Below are 20,135 nucleotides of genomic sequence, written 5' to 3' on the forward strand. Positions count from 1 at the left end.
AGTGGTGGGTGATGACGGGCTCGAACCGCCGACCCCCTCCTTGTAAGGGAGATGCTCTACCAACTGAGCTAATCACCCCCGCTGTGTGGAGTCGCATTATAGGGATCCTTCGAAGTGAGTCAACGCTTTTTAAAACATAAATGTGCGTTCGCTTTAAAATTAAACATCTCGCGGCGCTTTTAGCCAATATGCTGGTTTTATTAGCAGAAAAACCACTATCTATTGTGACGCGTACCGCGACAATGATTGAGGAATCATGGTCAGCTGCTAGAATATGCGCACTGTTTTTTCGCGTTAACCTGTTTTTTGTCATCCAGACAACGAACCTCCGCGCATTTAAGGCAATGCTGAATGAAAATCAAAACTCGCTTCGCACCCAGCCCCACTGGTTATCTGCATGTGGGCGGTGCTCGTACCGCGCTTTACTCCTGGCTTTATGCTCGTCATAACAAGGGCGAATTTGTTCTGCGTATCGAAGATACCGATCTGGAGCGATCCACGCCGGAAGCCATCGAAGCCATTATGGATGGCATGAACTGGTTGAGCCTGGACTGGAACGAAGGCCCGTACTACCAGACCAAACGTTTTGATCGCTATAACGCGGTGATTGACGAAATGCAGGAAGCAGGCACTGCCTATAAATGCTACTGCTCGAAAGAACGTTTGGAAGCATTGCGCGAAGAGCAGATGGCGAAAGGCGAAAAACCGCGTTATGACGGTCGTTGCCGCGACAGCCACGAACATCACGCCGCTGATGAACCTTGCGTGGTGCGTTTCCGCAACCCACAAGAGGGTTCGGTAATTTTCGATGACCAGATTCGTGGACCGATTGAATTCAGCAACCAGGAGCTGGATGATCTGATCATTCGTCGCACCGATGGTTCACCGACCTACAACTTCTGTGTGGTGGTGGACGACTGGGATATGGGGATCACCCATGTGATTCGTGGTGAAGACCATATCAACAACACGCCGCGTCAGATCAACATCCTGAAAGCGATTGGGGCTGAAGTGCCGACTTATGCTCACGTCTCGATGATCCTCGGTGATGATGGCAAAAAACTCTCCAAGCGTCATGGTGCGGTAGGGGTGATGCAGTATCGTGATGACGGCTATCTGCCGGAAGCGCTGCTCAACTATCTGGTGCGTCTGGGCTGGTCACATGGCGATCAGGAAATTTTCAGTGTGGCGGAGATGACTGAGTTGTTTACCCTTGATGCGGTCAGCAAATCAGCCAGTGCCTTTAACACGGAAAAATTGCAGTGGTTGAACCATCACTACATCAATACGCTGCCACCAGAATATGTTGCTACCCATCTGCAATGGCACATTGAACAACAGAACATCGATACCCGTACTGGCCCAGAACTGGCGAAGCTGGTTACGTTGCTGGGCGAGCGTTGCAAAACGCTGGTGGAGATTGCCGCTTCCTGCCGCTACTTCTATGAAGAGTTTGACGCGTTTGATGCCGATGCAGCGAAGAAACACCTGCGCCCGGTAGCGCGTCAACCGTTGGAAGTGGTGCGTGACAAACTGGCCGCCATCAGCGACAACGACTGGACCGCTGAAAACGTGCATCACGCCATTCAAAGCACAGCTGATGAGCTGGAGCTGGGGATGGGGAAAGTCGGCATGCCGTTGCGTGTTGCCGTAACCGGTGCCGGGCAGTCACCCGCGCTGGATGTGACGGTACAGGCGATTGGTCGCAGCCGCAGCGTGGCGCGCATTGAAAAAGCGCTGGCCTTTATTGCGGAACGAGAAGCGCAGGCCTAAACCTGACGTGAGTAAAAAAGCCGGAAGCGTTGCTCCCGGCTTTTTTATTTTTCCTGAATTCCCAGCCGTTGTAATACGCCTCTGATCCCTTCCCGCAACAGAAGTGCCACCAATTGTTCCTGTTCGGCGACTGTCATTTGCTGGATAGAATTTATTAATAACGCAGGTAACGTATTTTGCTGAGCACCGTAATGAGCTACCGGTTCATTCGCGTGCCGGGTGGATTGAATAAAGCTTTTAACGCGTTCATCAATGTGGATCAAACGCGCCTTACCGCCCTGTACACCGGGCTTTGGCGTGGTTGTCCAGTTTTCGCGTTTAATCCATTTGTTAACAGTCTGGCGACTGTATCCGGTTTCCAGCGCGAGTTCTTCGGGTGTTAGCCATTCCTTTTTCACGACGCTTTCCCTGTTAAATACATTAGAACTACATATTACAACAAAACGTTTCAGGTGAAAGTCATCACGCAGCAAAATGCCTTTTGCCCACCGGCAAAAGGCACCATTCGATTAACGTGCTTCGCTCGCTGCCGCCATCGCCGGACGGAAGGCGATAAAGTAAGTCAGACCGACAAAAATCGCCCCGCCCACGCCATTACCGAGGAACACGGCGACAAAATTCGGCAGGTACTCAGCCCAGCTCAGCTGTCCGGCGAAAATCGCAGCCGGCACGATAAACATATTTGCCACGACGTGCTGGAAGCCAATCGCCACGAAGGCCATTACCGGGAACCACATACCAAAAATCTTGCCTACTACGTCTTTACTGGCGAACGCCAGCCATACTGCCAGACACACCAGCCAGTTACAGCCAATGCCGGAGATAAAGGCATGCAGGAAATCAGCATTCACTTTCGCGGTAGCGATGGCGACAGTCTTCTTCAGGTAGTCTCCTTCAGTCATACCCAACATATGACCAAAGAACCAGGCGACGGCGATACTGCCGAGGAAGTTAGCGATGGTGACCCAGAACCAGTTGCGCAGCACGCTGAAGCCGCTGATACGGCGTGCGAACCAGGCAATCGGCATGGTCATCATATTGCCGGTCAGCAGTTCACCACCGGCCAGCACGGTCAGAATCAGACCGACCGGGAAAACCGCCGCGCCCAACAGCCCACCGAAGGAGCCCCAATCGGCTGGCAGTTGGTTAATAACGTGCAGATCAAGCAGAAAGCCGGTTGCAATAAATGCGCCCGCCATAAAGCCGAGGATCAATAAGGTAGATACCGGCGCCTGGCTTTTAACCACGCCAGACTGAATCGCCAGTTGGGCGATCTCTTTTGGTGTATGCAGTGACATAAATTCGCATTCTTATTAATAACAAGGGAAGGGACGTGCTGGCCGATCAAAAGAGGCAAAACCCCTGGTCGATGACCGGTTAATTAGCGTGCGAAGTTTTACACCGACCATTAACAAAAAACAAGCGTTCTTACGATAGCAATTAACGATGGTTTAACCAGGCGGCATCAGAAAACGGGCGATGATGCTGAAAAAAAAGCCACAGCGACACGGGTTTGCCGCCTTTTTCAGCGATTGAACACAGAACGGAAATTTGACGTTGACACCCAGGAAGGGGTTTCATATTATGCCGTCCGTCGAGGTGACTCGGCGGTTTTTTCGGTTCGGGGCTATAGCTCAGCTGGGAGAGCGCCTGCCTTGCACGCAGGAGGTCAGCGGTTCGATCCCGCTTAGCTCCACCAAACTTCTTCCCAAAAGTTTGGCACTGAAAAAACGATTCCAGATGTGGGGGTATAGCTCAGCTGGGAGAGCGCTTGCATGGCATGCAAGAGGTCAGCGGTTCGATCCCGCTTATCTCCACCATTTCTCTGTTCGTTCCGAACAAATTTTAAAAAAAATCATACTATTGGGTACAAGCACCCCGTAGCGGCGCGATTTATCGCGCGGTTTTTGATTTGTTGCAGAAAAAACAGCGCGATAAATCGCGCCACTACCAATCAGGCGGTCACGGCCTGTGACACTGGCTTGAGTACCCTGAATCCATGCGTTCCATCGCGATCCAACTGCGCCACCAGACCATATTCCCAGTCGAGATAGGCCTGCATCACCGCCGGCTCAGTATCGGTGCCCTCATAGGGACGGCGATAGCGGTCAATCGCTGGTGACAGCAACCGCTGTTCTCCCTGTTCGGTTGGCAGGCCAGCCGCGCGCCAGGCGGCGTTACCGCCTTCCAGCACATATACCGGTTTGCCGCTCAGCTCAGCAATCTGTTCAACCGCATAGCCCGCCAGCAAACTGCTGCCGCAGGTCAGCACATAACGTCGCGCTTCAGGCAACAAGGCGTTGCCCTGTTGTTGCAAGGTGGAGCGCAGCAGCCAGGCAGCACCGGGAATATGGCTGTTGAGGTGATTGGCGCGCGTGGTGAAATCCAACACCTGGGTTTGTCCTTCCGCCAGCCAACTGGCAAGCTGCTGTGGTGAGACAAATTCTGGCCGTGCGACAGGTGGAACCTGTGCCTGCCAGTTGCCCGTCGCACTGAAATCACTGAGTTGCAAACCCTCCAGCACCGCCACCTGCCAACCCAGTTGCGCCAGCCAGGAGGCCGCCATATTGGCACGCACGCCGTCGTCGTCAATCAACACAATGCGCGCGCCACGCACGCTGGCGTAGTGATCGGTTTCCTGCACCAGTTGACCACCCGGAACATGGCGACTGGCGGGGATATGTCCGGCGGCATATTCCTGTGCATCGCGCACATCAAACAGATAAGTGGTGCGCGGCTCCTGCTGTAAGCGATGCAGTGTCTCGAGCGTGATGCGTTCCACACCCGCGCGATCTGCCAGTTCACGCGCTTTTACCGCCGCCTGGCGCTGTGCGATCTCGCTGGTTGCACCATAACGGCGGTCCTGTCCCTTATCCAGCGGATGGCCCGCCAGTGTCCAGCCGATAGTACCGTTCCGTAGCGCAAACACCGGATTACGGATTCCGACATTCACCAGTGACTGCGTGCCAATGATGCTGCGCGTGCGGCCAGCGCAGTTAACGATCACCGTGGTTTCCGGCGACGGAGCGAGGTCGCGCACCCGCAACACCAACTCACCGCCCGGCACGCTGGTAGCGTGTGGGATGCTCATGGTCTGATATTCATCAAAGCGGCGTGCGTCCAGCACTACCACATCGTGGTCGCCGTTCAGCAGGGTATGTACCTCATCGGCGGAGAGCGACGGTGTCTGGTTATGGTGTTCCACCAGTTCACCGAAAGCTTTGCTGGGGGAGTTCACGTCAATAAACAGCTCCCCTCCGGCGGCCTGCCAGCCTGGCAGATCATCCGCCAGCAGCGCGACATTGTGGTAGCCCAATGCGGCAATGCGTTCCGCTGCCGTTTGCGCCAGGCCCTCGCCATTGTCGTATAAGGTGATGGCGGTAGCACGCTGTGGGATGCGATCCAGCCACTCCAGTTCAAGTTTGGATAGCGGGATATTCACCGCAAACAACGGGTGGCCTGTGGCATACAGCGCTTCATCGCGCACATCGACCAGTGCCACTTCCTGCTGCTGGCGCAGCGCGGTCAGAATGTCGGCCGCCTGGCGTAACGGAAAAACCGGTTTAGTCATGTGAAAGATCCCAAATGTTTGGTAAATAACGGTTGCTGTAACCGGAGATAAACTCTTTTTCGCTGCCGTCTTCGCGATACACCGCGCGCTTAACCGCGCCGATATTGGCGCCATAGACGTGGATGCTGATGGAGACGCGGTCATCAAAGGCGTTGCTGACACGATGGATATCGCCCACCGTGGGGGATACCGCCTCAACGCTGCCTGGCTCAAGGCGTACCGGCGGGCCTTCCGGTTGTAAACCGCTGAGGCCGGGTTGCCATGACTGGGATACCTCGGCGCCACGCAGCATGCCAATTAAGCCCCAGACGCGATGGTCGTGTATCGGCGTCTGCTGCCCCGGTCCCCAGACAAAGCTCACCACCGAGAAGCGCTGCTGTGCATCGGCGTACAACAAATATTGCTGATAATGTTGGGGATGCGGTTGGGTAAAGGCTTCATCCAGCCAGTCGTCATGGCGGATCAACTCGCCCAGCAAGGCACTGCCGCGTTGTAACAGGGATTGCTCATCAGGATGGCTATCGAGCAGTTGCGCCAGATTGCCGACAAAGGTGCGTAACCGGTGGTGCTGAAGTTCACTCATGATTTATCCCCCTGAACGCTTTTTGCCACCTGATTGGCCCCGGCGGCGAGGCTGAAATCAAAGGCTTTGCTGACATCAACCTGCTTTGGCAACACCTGGTAACGGTGGAAGAAATCCGCCGATTTTTGCAGCGTACCAATCAGGCTGGCATCGAATACCAACGGACGGATGCGCGCATCAGCGATCCAACTGGCGGTAATGCTGGTTGGCATATTGAGGGTTTTCCCCAGAACCTGGGCGAACTCAGAGGGATGCTGCTGCGCCCAAACCTGCGCTTTGGCTAAGCGCACCAGCAAATCGGCGATGGCTTTGCGTTTTTCCGGGTTACTCAGGGCTTCATCACGCGCCAGCGCATAGGAATATCCCGACATAATGCCCTTGCCACCGCCTTGTGGCACGCGTACCGTACCATCGACAGCGGTAGAGGTTGCGATATAAGGTTCCCACGGTGCCCAAGCGGCCACGGCACCCGAGGTTAACGCGGCACGTCCATCCACCGGACCGAGGAAGCGCAGCGTAACGTCGCTGGGCTTAAGGCCCGCGCGTTCCAGCAAGCCGAGAATCAGATAATGACCCCAGCCGCCGCGATTCACCGCAATTTGCTTGCCTTTCAAATCCTGCAAGCTGTGCACCCCGGCATTGGGTCGAGTGAGCAGGGCGATACTATCCGGATTGTTCTGCCACGCGCCTACCGCTTTCACCGGAGCCCCCGCAGCATAGACAAACAGGAACGGCAGATCGCCGGTGAAACCGACATCCAGCGCCCCGGCGTTCAGCGCTTCCTGCACCGGCGCACCGGAGTCAAACGCCGTGAGCTTAAGGTCATAAGGCAGGTTGTTTAGCTCGCCAGACGCTTTCAGCGCTGCAAAGCGGTCACCCTTTACATCACCGAGGCGCAAAGTGACTTTCTCTGCGGCAAACAACGGGTTAAGCGATAGCGCCAGTGTCAGACCGGCAAATAAAGCAGCCAGCCGCATCAGGCACTCCTTTTTTCATGGCGATCGACAGCCGCGACTTTTTCGCGCGTCAGTGGCAGCAATTCGCGGCCATATTCCACCGCATCGTTGAGAGGATCGAAACCACGAATCAGCACGTTATGGATGCCGAGGCGGTAGTAATCCAGCAGCGCGTCAGACACCTGCTCGGGCGTGCCAACCAATGCGGTGGAGTTGTAGCCACCCTGCACCAGTTTGGCGACGCCGGTCCACAGCACTTTATCGTGGCGTTCGCTCTCGTTGGCGGCAGCTAACAAACGTTGTGCACCGACGCTCTGTGGTTTTGGCAAGCCGAAGGTATAACCGCTTTCCGCCAACTGTTTCCCGGCCGTTTCGCGAATGTACTCGGCACGTTCCCAGGCCTCTTTTTCGGTGCTACCGAGGATGGGGCGGAAAGAAATGTTGAAATCAATTTCCCGCCCCTGTTTTGCGGCGGCAGCACGAACGCTGCGCACCGTCTCTTCTGCGCCTTTTAACGGTTCGCCCCACAAGGCGAACACATCGGCATGGCGTGCCGCGACATCAATCGCTTCTGCTGACGAACCGCCAAAATAGATCGGCAGCTTTTTCTGCAACGGCTTAATCGCGGAGAACGCCTGCTCGGCCTGGTAGAACCTTCCCTGGTGATTGTAGGGTTGCGTCGATTCCAGACTCTGCTTCAGCACCGTCAGAAACTCATCGGTACGCGCGTAGCGTTCGGCTTTATTGAGAAAATCACCATCGCGGCGTTGTTCACTGTCGCTGCCGCCGCTGATGATATGCACCGCCAGGCGGCCATCGGTGAGGTGATCGAGCGAAGCCAGTTTGCGCGCGGCAAGGGTGGGTGCCACAAAACCTGGGCGATGGGCCAGCAGGAATTTCAGCGTCGAAGTATGGGCGGCGGCATGGGCGGTGACGAGAAAACCGTCCGGTTGATCGGACCAGTAACCGACCAGGATGCGGTCAAACCCGGCGTCTTCATGGGCGCGGGCGAAGCGGGCGATGTAGTCTTTATCAAATAACGGGCCGCTGGCTGGAATGATTTCGGAGGCGAGGCGGTGGCCAATCATGCCAAGAAACTGAATGCTCATAGTGTTCTCCTGATGTGAAGTCATGGAGAAAAGCTACGGGCGCGGGCGGTGGCAACGGAAATTCAATATTGTGCAAAGGTTTTGCGTTTTGACGTGAAGCAGCGTCGGGCGCGGAGAGCGGGGTAAAAAAAGGAGATATAACGGATAGGAATAATAAAGAAGAGAAGGGCGAGCCGAAGCCCGCCCTTAACATCAGAAGCCCAGCACCAGACCGGCAATCGCAGCGGAAAGCACGCTCACCAGGGTAGAGCCGTACAGCAGTTTCAGACCGAAGCGGGACACCACGTTGCCCTGTTCTTCGTTCAGACCTTTAATCGCACCTGCCACAATCCCGATAGAGGAGAAGTTAGCAAAGGAGACAAGGAACACTGACAGAATACCTTCCGCATGCGGTGACAGCTGACCGGCAATTTTTTGCAGATCCATCATCGCCACGAATTCGTTAGAAACCAGTTTGGTCGCCATGATGCTGCCAACCTGCAACGCTTCGTTGGAAGGCACGCCCATCACCCAGGCAAACGGATAGAAGACATAACCCAGCACGCCCTGGAAGCTGATGCCGAAGATCACATCAAACAGCGCATTCAGGCCGGAAATCAGGGCGATAAAACCGATCAACATCGCCGCAACGATAATCGCCACACGGAAACCGGCAAGGATGTATTCGCCCAGCATTTCGAAGAAGCTCTGACCTTTGTGCAGGTCCTGCAATTGCAGATCTTCTTCGCTATCGACGCGGTACGGGTTAATCAGCGACAGCACGATAAAGGTACTGAACATGTTCAGTACCAGCGCGGCAACCACATATTTGGGTTGCAGCATGGTCATGTAAGCGCCAACGATCGACATAGACACAGTCGACATCGCGGTAGCCGCCATGGTGTACATGCGGCGCTGTGACATTTTGCCGAGGATATCCTTATAGGCGATAAAGTTTTCTGATTGTCCCAGAATCAGAGAGCTGACGGCGTTAAAGGATTCCAGTTTGCCCATGCCATTGATTTTTGACAGCACGGTACCGATGCCACGAATCACCCACGGCAGGATGCGGAAATGTTGCAAAATACCGATCAGGGCGGAGATAAACACAATCGGGCACAGCACATTGAGGAAGAAGAAGGCGAGGCCTTTTTCATTCATATTGCCGAACACGAAGTTAGTCCCTTCTGCTGCGTACTTGAGCAGATGGTCAAACAGGCCTGCAAACCCTTTGACGAAGCCAAGACCCGCTTCAGAGTTCAGGAAGAACCAGGCCAACAGAACTTCAATCACCAGAAGCTGAACGATATAGCGAATACGGATGCTTTTACGATCGTGACTGACCAATAAGGCCAGCACGGCTACCACCACCAATGCCAAAAGAAAGTGCAAAATATGGGACATGTCGGCTCCAAATTTGAGGAGGGTTGTATTTTGCTGCGTATTCTATGTAACGCGTTACTTAAAAACGAGATCTAAACCACATTATAAGTATTAACTATCGACATATTTTTAAGATTAGTCTCAACCATCACAACTTCTTCACACACTTCTTACAACAAAAATAACCACAAAGTCATTGTCTATAAAATGAGCCGAGGGTAGATTGATTCCTGTTGCACACATTTTGGCAAAACCTGACTTTACCGCAATGTATAGCAAAGGCTATACTTTATAGCACTATCTATTAAAGCGATAACTATAACCATATTTCACTTGCCGCGCCTGCCCCGTAACCTGTTCGGGTCAACAAGCGTTAAGACAGGGTCAAAAACTATGTCAGAAAGCCGCACCGCTGAGCGCGCTGCTCGCGGAGCCAGAAAGATCAAACTTGCCTTGCTGGGACCAGCCTTCATCGCGGCTATTGGTTATATCGATCCCGGCAATTTCGCCACCAATATTCAGGCGGGGGCTGCGTACGGCTACAAACTGCTGTGGGTGGTGGTCTGGGCGAATATCATGGCAATGCTGATTCAGCTCATGTCAGCCAAGCTGGGTATCGCTACCGGCAAAAATCTCGCGGAACATATTCGCGATCGCTTCCCACGTCCGGCGGTATGGTTTTACTGGGTACAAGCCGAAATCATCGCGATGGCGACCGACCTGGCCGAATTTATCGGTGCCGCGCTGGGCTTTAAGTTGTTGCTTGGCATCTCGCTTTTCCAGGGGGCGGTGCTGACCGGTATCGCGACCTTCCTGATTCTAATGCTGCAAAATCGTGGACAAAAGCCCCTCGAATTGGTTATTGGCGGGTTGCTGCTGTTTGTGGCCGCGGCATATATTGTTGAGTTGTTCTTCTCCCAGCCCAAGGTCAGCGAGCTGATTACCGGCATGGCGCTGCCATCCTTGCCGACGGCGGATGCGGTATTCCTTGCTGCCGGCGTACTCGGTGCCACCATTATGCCGCATGTGATTTATCTGCATTCGGCGCTGACGCAATACGGTAATCAGGGCACCAAAGGACAGCGTTACTCCTCCACCAAACTGGATGTGGCGATTGCCATGACTATTGCCGGGTTTGTTAACCTGGCAATGATGGCAACCGCAGCGGCAGCGTTTCATTTCAGTGGCCATACCGGCATTGCCGATCTGGATCAGGCGTACCTGACGCTGCAACCGTTGTTAAGCCATGCTGCGGCGACGGTATTTGGTCTGAGTCTGGTGGCAGCAGGGTTATCTTCAACGGTGGTGGGAACCCTGGCCGGGCAGGTGGTCATGCAGGGCTTTATCCGTTTCCAGATTCCGCTGTGGCTACGTCGCGCCATTACCATGCTGCCTTCTTTTATTGTGATCTGGGCAGGCTGGGATCCGACACGCATTCTGGTGTTTAGCCAGGTGCTGCTGAGCTTCGGCATCGCACTGGCGTTGGTGCCGCTGTTGTTCTTTACCGGCAACCGCGAGCTGATGGGGGCTGAGATGGTTAACTCACGTCTGATGCAAACCGTCGGCTGGGTGATTGTCGGGTTAGTGGTGGCGCTGAATATTTATCTGCTGGTCGGGCAGGCGCTGGGGTTATAAAAAAGGTGTGCAGATGCACACCTTTTTGTTGAAGCGGCGCGATTTTTCGCGCAGAGGAATAAGCAGATATTAGTAGCGGTCGCGACCGTGGTCATGGCCGTGACCATGTCCATGATGGTCATGACGATGCTCATAACGCCAGCGCTCATGACGGCGACGTTCCTGCTCGCGCTTCCACGCCTCATGTCGACGCCACTCCTCATGACGCCACCAACGATGATCGTGGTAACGATAGCGATCATTCCACCAACGCGGCTCGCGCCAGCGGCCACCATCCCAGTAGTAACCTCGATGATCGCGATCGCCTAAATGCAGGGTGATGCCAGGGGCCAGATTAATGGTGGCACTACTGGCATGGGCTGTGTGTAGTGCCAGTGGGGACAGCGTTGCCAGCAAAGCGGCAAACAAAATTCCACGTTTCATAATTCTCCTTTCCGGCAGCTTATCGATTGCTACCGTTGCGCTAGTCTGCCAGATCGGACCAAAAAGTCCTTAAGACGTAGTCTGAATGCATTGAGGATAATCTGAAATAAGAGTTTTCTGCCGGAAGGGAAGCCCGGCGTTGGCCGGGCGGGAAAGCGGTTACACCAGAATCGCGTTGATGGCCTCTAACTCTGCTTCGCTCAGCGCAGGCTGGCTCAGCATGGCAACGGCATCATCAATTTGCGCAGTTTTACTGGCACCAATCAATACTGAGGTGACGCGGGTATCACGCAGCACCCAGCTCAGCGCCATCTGCGCCAGTTTCTGGTCACGCTGCTGTGCAATGTTTTGCAATGCTCGGACCTTGGCCATTTTTTCCTGTGTCAGTTGGTCTTCACGCAGGAATTTGCTGCCGCTGGCCACCCTTGAATCCTCGGGAATACCTTGCAGATAACGGTCAGTCAGAACGCCGCCAGCCAGTGGCGAGAAGGCGATGCAGCCGACGCCATTGTCGCCCAATACATCCAGCAACCCTTGTTCTGGCGCGCGCTCAAACATCGAGTAGCGTGGCTGGTGAATCAGGCAGGGCGTACCGAGGTCGCGTAGAATGGCAATCGCTTCAGCGGCGCGCTCTGCCGGGTAATTTGAGATGGCGGCATACAGCGCTTTGCCCTGGCGCACCACCTGATCCAGCGCCCGCATGGTTTCTTCCAGCGGGGTTTCCGGGTCCGGGCGATGGTGATAAAAGATATCCACGTATTCCAGCCCCATGCGTTTCAGGCTTTGATCGAGGCTGGAAATCAGATACTTGCGCGAACCCCAGTCACCATAGGGGCCATCCCACATGGTGTAACCGGCTTTGGTGGAGATTAACAACTCATCACGATAGCCACGGAAATCCTCCCGCAGAATGCGCCCAAAATTCTCTTCAGCCGATCCCGGCGGCGGTCCGTAGTTATTTGCCAGGTCAAAATGCGTGATACCGCAATCAAAAGCGTGGCGCAGCAGTTCGCGGCTGTTATCAACCCGGGTGCTGTCGCCAAAGTTGTGCCACAAGCCAAGCGAAATCGCTGGAAGTTTCAGGCCACTACGACCACTGCGGCGATATTGCATCTGTTGATAACGTTCGGGATGGGGAAAAACACTCATGCAGCGTTCCTGTCTCAAAGGGGGAGAAAGTGTCATCAGCATAGCAGTGTATGCGTTTACACTAATGGCAAACGCGTCGGCGATCGCAACTTACGGATTTTTCCGTCATCGTAACGTTCTGTTGCCAGATCATTCTGAGAAATGATGTTGAAAATCTAACCAATTCAGCCGCATCGCTAATACTCCAGATATAACCCACCAAGGAGTCGCTGCGCATGAAAACCCTCAAAGTTGGCGAATTTTTGTTGATGCGTTTACAGCAAGCGGGGATCCGGCACTTGTTTGGCGTGCCGGGGGATTACAATTTACAGTTTCTCGATAGCGTCATTGCGCATCCCGATATCACCTGGGTCGGCTGCGCTAACGAGCTGAATGCGGCCTATGCGGCGGATGGTTATGGCCGTTGTAACGGCGCTGCCGCCTTGCTGACCACTTTCGGCGTCGGCGAGTTAAGTGCGATCAACGGTATTGCTGGCAGTTACGCCGAATATGTACCGGTGATTCATATCGTTGGCGCACCGGCCAGCCAGGTACAGAGCCAGGGGGATTGTGTCCATCATTCTCTGGGCGATGGCGATTTCCGTCACTTCAGCCGTATGGCGCAGGAGGTGAGTGCGGCGAGCGCGGTGCTGACCGCAGAGAATGCGGTACAGGAAATCGATCGCGTGATGGGTGAAGCCCTGTATCAACACCGCCCTGGTTATTTGCTGTTGGCGGTCGATGTTGCTCAGGCCGAGGTCACCTTACCGCTGCCATCCTCTGCCATCACGTCGCTTCCTTCCGCGGTAGATGCCTTTGCGACAGCGGCGGAAGCTATGCTGTCATCGGCTCAACATGTGGCGCTGCTGGCCGATTTCCTTGCCGCGCGCTGGCAACTGCAATCCCCCCTGGCTGCCCTGCGTCAGCTGCGTGCCATTCCTGCCGCCACCCTGTTGATGGGCAAAGGCGTGCTGGATGAGCAGCAGCCAGGCTTTGTCGGCACCTATGCCGGGGAGGGCAGTACGCCAGCGGTGCGGGCGGCCATAGAAGAAACTGACGTGACTGTCTGCGTCGGTGTTCGTTTCACCGATACCTTAACCGCCGGTTTTACCCAGCAGCTCCCCACAGAAAAACTTATCGACCTGCAACCGTTCCATGCTGTGGTTGCTGGGGAAACCTTCGCGCCGTTAAGCATGGCAGAAGCGCTGGGCGTGCTGGAACCTTTGTTTCGACGTTATGGCGAACGTTGGCCTATCGGTGGCATGGCGACACGGGAAGATACATCGGATGATGATGCTTTCATCAGTCAGCATGCCTTCTGGCAGGCAATGCAGCGTTTCCTGCTGCCAGGTGATATTATCCTTGCCGATCAAGGCACTGCCGCCTTTGGTGCCGCCGCTTTACGCCTCCCCGAGGATGCGCAATTGCTGGTTCAGCCGCTCTGGGGTTCGATTGGCTATACTTTACCCGCCGCCTTTGGTGCGCAAACCGCGCAGCCGCAACGGCGGGTAATTCTCATCATCGGCGACGGTTCGGCGCAGTTAACCATCCAGGAGCTGGGATCCATGCAGCGCGATGGTCAGCAGCCGATTATTTTTCTTCTCAATAATGAAGGTTATACCGTCGAACGCGCGATTCATGGCGCGCATCAGCGTTACAACGACATTGCGCAGTGGAACTGGACTGCGCTGCCGCAGGCGCTCAGTCTGACGGGAGAAGCGCAAAGCTGGCGCGTCAGCGAAACGGTGCAACTGGAGGCGGTGATGGCACGGCTGGCGAATAATCAGCGTTTGTCGCTGGTGGAAGTGGTGCTGGATAAAGAAGATATCCCACCATTGCTGCGTAAAGTGACTGCCTCGCTGCATCAGCGCAACGGCGGCTGAATTCGGACAGTTGCCTCTGTGCAGTCCAGCCACTGCATGGCAGGATGTGGTCGCACCTGAGTGATTACGCCCATCTGACGCACTGATGGGCGTTGTTGTTTTATTGGCAGGCTTTTATAGTGTCCTGCAATTATTTATGACCCAAGCGGAGCAGCAGAAGAATGACAAAATACGCCCTGGTCGGCGATGTGGGCGGCACCAATGCCCGTCTCGCCCTGTGTGAGGTGGAAACCGGTGCCATCTCCCAGGCCAAAACATTCTCAACGGCAGACTATGACAATCTCGAAGCGGTGATTCGTCACTATCTGGATGAGCAGAAGCAGGATATTAAAGATGGCTGCATCGCCATTGCCTGCCCGATCACCGGCGATTGGGTCGAAATGACCAACCATGACTGGGCTTTCTCCACGAAGCAGATGAAAGAGAGCCTGGGTTTTGCTCATCTTGAGATCATCAATGATTTCACCGCCATCTCAATGGCGGTGCCGATGCTGGCGGAAAGTGATGTGATTCAGTTTGGCGGCAAAGCCCCGGTGAAAGATAAGCCGATCGCTATTTACGGCGCGGGCACTGGCCTCGGCGTCAGCCATCTGGTGCATGTCGATAAGCGCTGGGTCAGTCTGCCGGGCGAGGGCGGCCATGTTGATTTCGCGCCGAACAGCGAAGAAGAGGGCGAGATTCTGGAAGTGCTGCGCGCGGAACTGGGCCATGTTTCAGCGGAACGTGTACTCTCCGGTTCCGGACTGGTTAATCTCTATCGCGCTATCGTCAAATCGGATCAGCGCGAGCCGGAAAACCTGAAACCTAAAGACGTGACCGAACGCGCGCTGAAAGACAGCTGCATCGATTGCCGCCGCGCATTGTCGTTGTTCTGCGTCATCATGGGACGTTTTGGCGGCAACCTCGCGCTGAATCTCGGCACCTTTGGCGGCGTGTATATCGCCGGTGGTATTGTGCCGCGTTTCCTCGACTTCTTTAAAGCCTCCGGCTTCCGCGCCGCGTTTGAAGACAAGGGCCGCTTCCGCGACTATCTAGTTGATATCCCCGTGTTTATGATTACGCACGATCAGCCGGGCTTGCTTGGTGCAGGCGCGCATCTGCGTCAGACACTGGGTCGCGTGCTGTAATTTCCCGCAGGCGAGTGGCCTCCAGCGCTGCTCGCCTTATAAGCGCATCAGTTGCCGAAACGCTTTCACCTTGCTACGACTCACCGGCACCTGCGCATCCAAATCGCGTAATTTCACCAGATAAGTATTGTTAAACCAGGGTTCTATCTCGCGGATTTTACTCAGGTTGACGCAGTATGAACGGTGGCAGCGAAAGAAAGCCGTCTCGGGTAAGCGGCTACAAAACTCGCTGATGGTCATCGACATCACATACGCTTCGCGTCGCGTATACACGAACGTCAGTTTCTCGTGGGCTTCAACATAATAAATATCGTTAATATCGGTGACGATGATGCGCTCATCCTTCACCAGATTTACCGTCTGCGGGGCAATAGCCTGCGGGCTGCTGGCGGGGGACTGCTGCTGTTGCCAGCTCGCCTCCAGCTTGTTAAGCATGGTGATGATGCGTGATTCGTGATACGGCTTCAGAATGTAGTCAAAAGCCTCCAGCTCGAAGGCTTCTACCGCATGCTCTTTCCACGCGGTAATAAACACAATTAACGGCTTATGGGCGAATTGATTGATGTTTTGCGCCAACAACATGCCATCCAGCGAGGGGATATTGATGTCGAGGAAAATGACATCGACCCGATGGTTTTGCAGATACTTCAGGACTTCCAGTCCGTCATCAAAACAGGCTTCGATGGTGATCTGGCTGTGATGCTGAATCATCCAGCTCAGTTCCTGCTGTGCCAGAAACTCGTCTTCGACAATAATGGCTTTCACGCTGAAGTCTCCGTCACGCTGGCCTGTGTTGCTGGTAGTCGATGGCCATGTTTGCTGAGGGTAAAGGAGATTTCGGTGCCAGGTTGATGGCGCTCTATGGTCAATCCCTGGCCGGAGAGCAACTTCACCCGATGATGTACATTCAACAGGCCGATTTTATTACCGGGCATCTCATCCCGCGCCACGCGTGCCATTACCTCTTCACTGATTCCGGCTCCGGTATCACGTACCGCCACCCGCACCCGATCACCGAGATCTTTGACGCTGAGAGTCACCACGCCTTTGCCGCGACAGGGCTGGATGCCGTGCACGATGGCATTCTCGACCAGCGGCTGAATCAGCAGACTGGGCAAGGTAAAATGCAGGTCTTCGTCGATGTCATAGATCATCGATAGCTTGTCACCAAAGCGTGCCTGTTCGATGGCAATGTAATCCTTCACCTGCCACAGCTCTTTTTTGATATCGATTGGCTCGTCGTCATTCAGTTCCAGGTTGTAACGCAAATAGCGCGACAGATTAATTACCAACTGGCGTGCGGTATCCGGGTTCATTCGAATCGATGCTGAAATGGCGTTCAGGGCGTTAAACAGGAAATGTGGATTGATCTTGCTTTGTAAGGCACGCAGTTCAGCTTTGTTTGCCATCTCACGCAGTTGCTCGGCACGGGACACTTCCAACTGGGTTGAGATGATTTGCGACAGCCCCACGGCCATCTCTTTTAGCGATCCGGTGATACGGTGAGCGCGGCGATAATAGATTTTTAGCGTGCCGGTGACTTCCCCTTTTTCCCAAAGGGGAATAACCAGCATTGAGTGAATATCCTTGGTACGGTGCGCTTCGTCATTATTCTTGATGATGATTTTACCGCTGGTGATCGCCTGCGCGGTGGTCGGGCTGAGGCCGTCGTCGCCATTCTGATAGTTTTGCGCGCCGTAGCCGACGTAGGCGAGAATCTGTTTGGTATTGGTGATCGCCACGGCGTCAGCATTGATTTCACAACGAATGATGTCGCACACCTGATGCAACGAGTGGCTGTTAATCTGGCGGAACAACGGCAGCGTCTTGTTGGCAATTTCCAGCGCCAGCTTGGCCTGTCGCGCGGCAATCGCCTCTTTTTCACCTTCGACACTCTGTACCAGCAACACAATCAAACCGATGCTGGAAGCGCCGAGGATCATCGGCAGCGCAATCTCGGAAACAATATCCAGGCCGAGTGACATCGGTCTGGCCCACAGCACAATCAGCAGCATGGTGAGGGTTTCACATAACATGCCGCCGAGAATACCGGCGCGCCAACGCTGTTCCTTGCTCACCCGACGATTAATCGCCCCGGAGGCGATACCGGCAATGATGCTGGTAATCAGGCAGGGAATCGAGGTAATGCCATGAATATCAATCAGAAAACGATGCAGTCCGGCAATCACCCCGGTGGCGATGCCGACCCACGGGCCAAACAAAATGCCACCTGACATTACGGCAATCACGCGCACGTTAAGCAGTGAACCATCGACATCAATACCTGACCAGGTGCTGAACAGGGCAAACAGCGAAAAAATCGCTGTCACCACCACTTTTTCCTGACGCGAGTGTTCATCTTTCTGTAGTAACTGGCGAAATGCGCGCGTCCGGGTGAGAAAGAACAGGCAAATCAGCATCAGCGCGGCGCGGTCAAATACCGCCAGCAGCATGTCAAAGTGAGAAGGCACAGGCATCTCGTCAGTAACCAGAGGGTAGGGCTATGATAAAAAATGTGATCGCGATCCGCCAGCGCCCTGACCGGCCTCAGACACTTCTTATGGCCAGGATCAATTTTTATCGTGTAAAACGCAAAAAGAGGAAAAGTTGAGTAGTAAAAAGAGGATTAGCTTTTCCCCGCGCTGAGACTGGTTGTCACCGGTGCGGTTTGTTATGTTGGCCTAAGCCTTTTTCGGAGCGCAGCCATGCAATTAGTCACAGCCCGTTTGACCCTCAACCGCCTCCAGCCGGAAGACTGGCAGATTTTCAAAGCGGTACATGAAGATGCCGCGACCATGACCTGGGTAAGTGAAATCCCCGATGAAGAGGATATCCGTCAGCGGTTTACGGAACGCCTTGCTCCCTGGCAGGTCAGCAGTTTTCACATGTTGTGCATGGTGGCCCGTTTGCGTGAAACCGGCGAAGCGATAGGCCTGTTTGGTTGCAACCCGGAGTGGGAACCCTATCGCCAGGCCGAGGTCGGCTACATGATGCTGCATCGTTTTACCGGACAGGGGTATGGCAGCGAGGCGCTGGGTGCGCTTTGTACGTTTTTGCTGCAAGCCGAATTTCATAAGCTGAAAGCACTGGTGGTGGAGGGGAATTGGCCATCAAGACGCATTCTGGAGAAGAATGATTTTGTGCTGGAGGGGACGCTACGGGATAATTATCTGTTAAACGGCCAATGGGTGAACGATTGGGTGCTGGGTCGTCTGAATCAGCAAAAATAAAAATATTATCTTCGGCTCTCGACAATCCTGTTATCACCGCGTTATGTTCTTGGTTCGGTCACAGCAGTGACCCACGTCGCTCGGACGGTCCGGGCGCTAACGTACTCCAGAGGACATCATGGCTGATAACAGCACACCCCGTCGTTTTTCTCGTATTGACCGCCTTCCCCCTTACGTTTTTAACATCACCGCTGAATTGAAGATGGCTGCGCGTCGGCGCGGCGAAGACATCATCGATTTTTCGATGGGGAACCCGGATGGCGCGACGCCGCCGCATATCGTAGAAAAACTGTGCCAGGTGGCCCAACGCGAGGACACTCACGGCTACTCCACCTCGAAAGGGATCCCGCGCCTGCGTCGCGCGATTTCACGCTGGTACGCTGACCGTTATCAGGTGGATATCGATCCTGAATCTGAAGCCATTGTCACCATCGGTTCGAAAGAGGGACTGGCGCATTTGATGCTGGCAACCCTCGACCACGGCGACACCGTGTTGGTGCCGAACCCCAGCTACCCTATTCATATTTACGGCGCGGTGATTGCCGGGGCGCAGGTCCGTTCTGTGCCGCTGGTGGCGGGCGTCGATTTCTTTAACGAGCTGGAACGCGCCATTCGTGAAAGCTACCCGAAACCGAAGATGATGATCCTCGGTTTCCCGTCCAACCCGACTGCGCAATGCGTGGAACTGGATTTCTTCGAACGCGTGATTGCGCTGGCGAAGCAGTACAACGTGTTGGTGATCCACGACCTGGCCTATGCCGACATTGTCTACGATGGCTGGAAAGCGCCGTCGATCATGCAGGTGCCGGGTGCACGCGATGTCGCGGTTGAGTTTTTCACCCTGTCGAAAAGCTACAACATGGCGGGCTGGCGTATCGGTTTTATGGTCGGCAATAAAGAGTTGGTTTCGGCGCTGGCGCGTATCAAGAGTTACCACGATTACGGCACCTTTACGCCGTTGCAGGTGGCAGCAATCGCTGCACTGGAAGGGGATCAGCAATGTGTACGCGATATCGCCGAGCAGTACAAACGTCGTCGTGATGTGCTGGTGAAAGGGCTGCACGAAGCGGGATGGATGGTCGAGATGCCGAAAGCCTCGATGTACGTCTGGGCGAAAATTCCTGACCATTACGCGCATCTTGGTTCGCTGGAGTTTGCCAAACGTCTATTGCAGGAGGCCAAAGTGTGCGTGTCGCCAGGTATCGGCTTTGGTGACTACGGTGACACCCATGTGCGTTTTGCGCTGATTGAGAACAGCGATCGTATTCGTCAGGCGGTGCGGGGAATTAAAGCGATGTTCCGTGCCGACGGGATTTTGCCCGGAACCGTGAAAACCACAGAAGAAGAATAACCTT

Annotated in this window: 17 protein-coding genes and 3 tRNA genes; 8 read left to right on the plus strand and 12 right to left on the minus strand. The window is 54.6% G+C overall.

The window, feature by feature from the left end:
- Positions 1 to 2 precede the first annotated feature (2 nt).
- Positions 3 to 78 (minus strand) — tRNA-Val (locus L579_RS21870).
- 273 nt (positions 79 to 351) lie between these two features.
- On the opposite strand from L579_RS21870, the gene gltX reads away from it, so the two are divergent.
- Positions 352 to 1,773 (plus strand): glutamate--tRNA ligase, encoded by a 1,422-nt coding sequence (gltX, locus tag L579_RS21875; RefSeq protein WP_021186325.1) that lies wholly within the window; start codon positions 352 to 354, stop codon positions 1,771 to 1,773.
- A 44-nt stretch (positions 1,774 to 1,817) separates the two neighbouring features.
- Here the strand turns inward: gltX and L579_RS21880 are convergent, their stop codons facing one another.
- A complete protein-coding gene (locus tag L579_RS21880) occupies positions 1,818 to 2,171 on the minus strand; it encodes a YfeC-like transcriptional regulator (RefSeq protein ID WP_021186326.1) in 354 nt (117 codons plus the stop codon).
- A gap of 111 nt (positions 2,172 to 2,282) precedes the next feature.
- Positions 2,283 to 3,071 (minus strand): formate/nitrite transporter family protein, encoded by a 789-nt coding sequence (locus L579_RS21885; RefSeq protein ID WP_021186327.1) that lies wholly within the window; start codon positions 3,069 to 3,071, stop codon positions 2,283 to 2,285.
- Between the two features lie 325 nt (positions 3,072 to 3,396).
- On the opposite strand from L579_RS21885, the gene L579_RS21895 reads away from it, so the two are divergent.
- Positions 3,397 to 3,472: transfer RNA gene (locus L579_RS21895), tRNA-Ala, on the plus strand.
- A gap of 45 nt (positions 3,473 to 3,517) precedes the next feature.
- Positions 3,518 to 3,593 (plus strand) — tRNA-Ala (locus L579_RS21900).
- A 134-nt stretch (positions 3,594 to 3,727) separates the two neighbouring features.
- Here the strand turns inward: L579_RS21900 and L579_RS21905 are convergent.
- The 5 genes from L579_RS21905 to L579_RS21925 form a co-directional block, all read right to left on the minus strand.
- A complete protein-coding gene (locus L579_RS21905) occupies positions 3,728 to 5,344 on the minus strand; it encodes a rhodanese homology domain-containing protein (RefSeq protein ID WP_036628028.1) in 1,617 nt (538 codons plus the stop codon).
- On the minus strand, positions 5,337 to 5,927 hold the full coding sequence (locus tag L579_RS21910; RefSeq protein WP_036628032.1) for a cysteine dioxygenase family protein: 591 nt from the start codon (positions 5,925 to 5,927) through the stop codon (positions 5,337 to 5,339). The genes L579_RS21905 and L579_RS21910 overlap by 8 nt, the downstream gene beginning before the upstream one ends.
- Complete coding sequence (locus L579_RS21915; RefSeq protein WP_021186328.1) at positions 5,924 to 6,904, minus strand: ABC transporter substrate-binding protein; 981 nt, start codon at positions 6,902 to 6,904, stop codon at positions 5,924 to 5,926. The genes L579_RS21910 and L579_RS21915 overlap by 4 nt, the downstream gene beginning before the upstream one ends.
- Positions 6,904 to 7,992 (minus strand): LLM class flavin-dependent oxidoreductase, encoded by a 1,089-nt coding sequence (locus tag L579_RS21920; protein ID WP_021186329.1) that lies wholly within the window; start codon positions 7,990 to 7,992, stop codon positions 6,904 to 6,906. Before L579_RS21920 ends, L579_RS21915 begins: the two co-directional genes overlap by 1 nt.
- 192 nt (positions 7,993 to 8,184) lie before the next feature.
- Positions 8,185 to 9,375 (minus strand): NupC/NupG family nucleoside CNT transporter, encoded by a 1,191-nt coding sequence (locus tag L579_RS21925; protein ID WP_021186330.1) that lies wholly within the window; start codon positions 9,373 to 9,375, stop codon positions 8,185 to 8,187.
- Positions 9,376 to 9,708: 333 nt separating this feature from the next.
- On the opposite strand from L579_RS21925, the gene L579_RS21930 reads away from it, so the two are divergent.
- Complete coding sequence (locus L579_RS21930; protein ID WP_255341981.1) at positions 9,709 to 10,989, plus strand: Nramp family divalent metal transporter; 1,281 nt, start codon at positions 9,709 to 9,711, stop codon at positions 10,987 to 10,989.
- A 69-nt stretch (positions 10,990 to 11,058) separates the two neighbouring features.
- Here L579_RS21930 and L579_RS21935 read toward each other — a convergent pair whose 3' ends face one another.
- On the minus strand, positions 11,059 to 11,412 hold the full coding sequence (locus L579_RS21935) for a DUF2502 domain-containing protein (protein WP_021186332.1): 354 nt from the start codon (positions 11,410 to 11,412) through the stop codon (positions 11,059 to 11,061).
- A gap of 159 nt (positions 11,413 to 11,571) precedes the next feature.
- A complete protein-coding gene (gene mgrA, locus L579_RS21940; protein ID WP_021186333.1) occupies positions 11,572 to 12,561 on the minus strand; it encodes an L-glyceraldehyde 3-phosphate reductase in 990 nt (329 codons plus the stop codon).
- Between the two features lie 215 nt (positions 12,562 to 12,776).
- Between mgrA and L579_RS21945 the strand changes: the two genes are divergently transcribed.
- Together L579_RS21945 and glk are read left to right on the plus strand one after the other, a co-directional pair.
- Positions 12,777 to 14,423: a thiamine pyrophosphate-binding protein gene (locus L579_RS21945; protein WP_021186334.1), complete on the plus strand. Its 1,647-nt coding sequence runs from the start codon at positions 12,777 to 12,779 to the stop codon at positions 14,421 to 14,423.
- Between the two features lie 161 nt (positions 14,424 to 14,584).
- Entirely contained in the window at positions 14,585 to 15,550 is a 966-nt protein-coding gene (gene glk, locus L579_RS21950) for a glucokinase (protein ID WP_021186335.1), read from the plus strand.
- Positions 15,551 to 15,586: 36 nt separating this feature from the next.
- On the opposite strand, the gene L579_RS21955 is transcribed toward glk, so the two are convergent.
- Both L579_RS21955 and L579_RS21960 read right to left on the minus strand, forming a co-directional pair.
- A complete protein-coding gene (locus tag L579_RS21955; RefSeq protein WP_021186336.1) occupies positions 15,587 to 16,315 on the minus strand; it encodes a LytR/AlgR family response regulator transcription factor in 729 nt (242 codons plus the stop codon).
- Positions 16,312 to 18,003 carry a sensor histidine kinase gene (locus L579_RS21960; protein ID WP_021186337.1) on the minus strand — a complete coding sequence of 564 codons (1,692 nt, stop codon included), beginning with the start codon at positions 18,001 to 18,003 and terminating at the stop codon, positions 16,312 to 16,314. Before L579_RS21960 ends, L579_RS21955 begins: the two co-directional genes overlap by 4 nt.
- A gap of 252 nt (positions 18,004 to 18,255) precedes the next feature.
- Here L579_RS21960 and L579_RS21965 point away from each other — a divergent pair, with 252 nt between their 5' ends.
- Together L579_RS21965 and alaC are read left to right on the plus strand one after the other, a co-directional pair.
- On the plus strand, positions 18,256 to 18,780 hold the full coding sequence (locus L579_RS21965; RefSeq protein WP_021186338.1) for a GNAT family N-acetyltransferase: 525 nt from the start codon (positions 18,256 to 18,258) through the stop codon (positions 18,778 to 18,780).
- A gap of 118 nt (positions 18,781 to 18,898) precedes the next feature.
- Positions 18,899 to 20,131 carry an alanine transaminase gene (gene alaC / locus L579_RS21970; RefSeq protein ID WP_021186339.1) on the plus strand — a complete coding sequence of 411 codons (1,233 nt, stop codon included), beginning with the start codon at positions 18,899 to 18,901 and terminating at the stop codon, positions 20,129 to 20,131.
- Positions 20,132 to 20,135: the final 4 nt, after the last annotated feature.

It is taken from the genome of Pantoea sp. AS-PWVM4, from assembly GCF_000468095.1.
Classification (GTDB): Bacteria; Pseudomonadota; Gammaproteobacteria; order Enterobacterales; family Enterobacteriaceae; genus Pantoea; species Pantoea phytobeneficialis.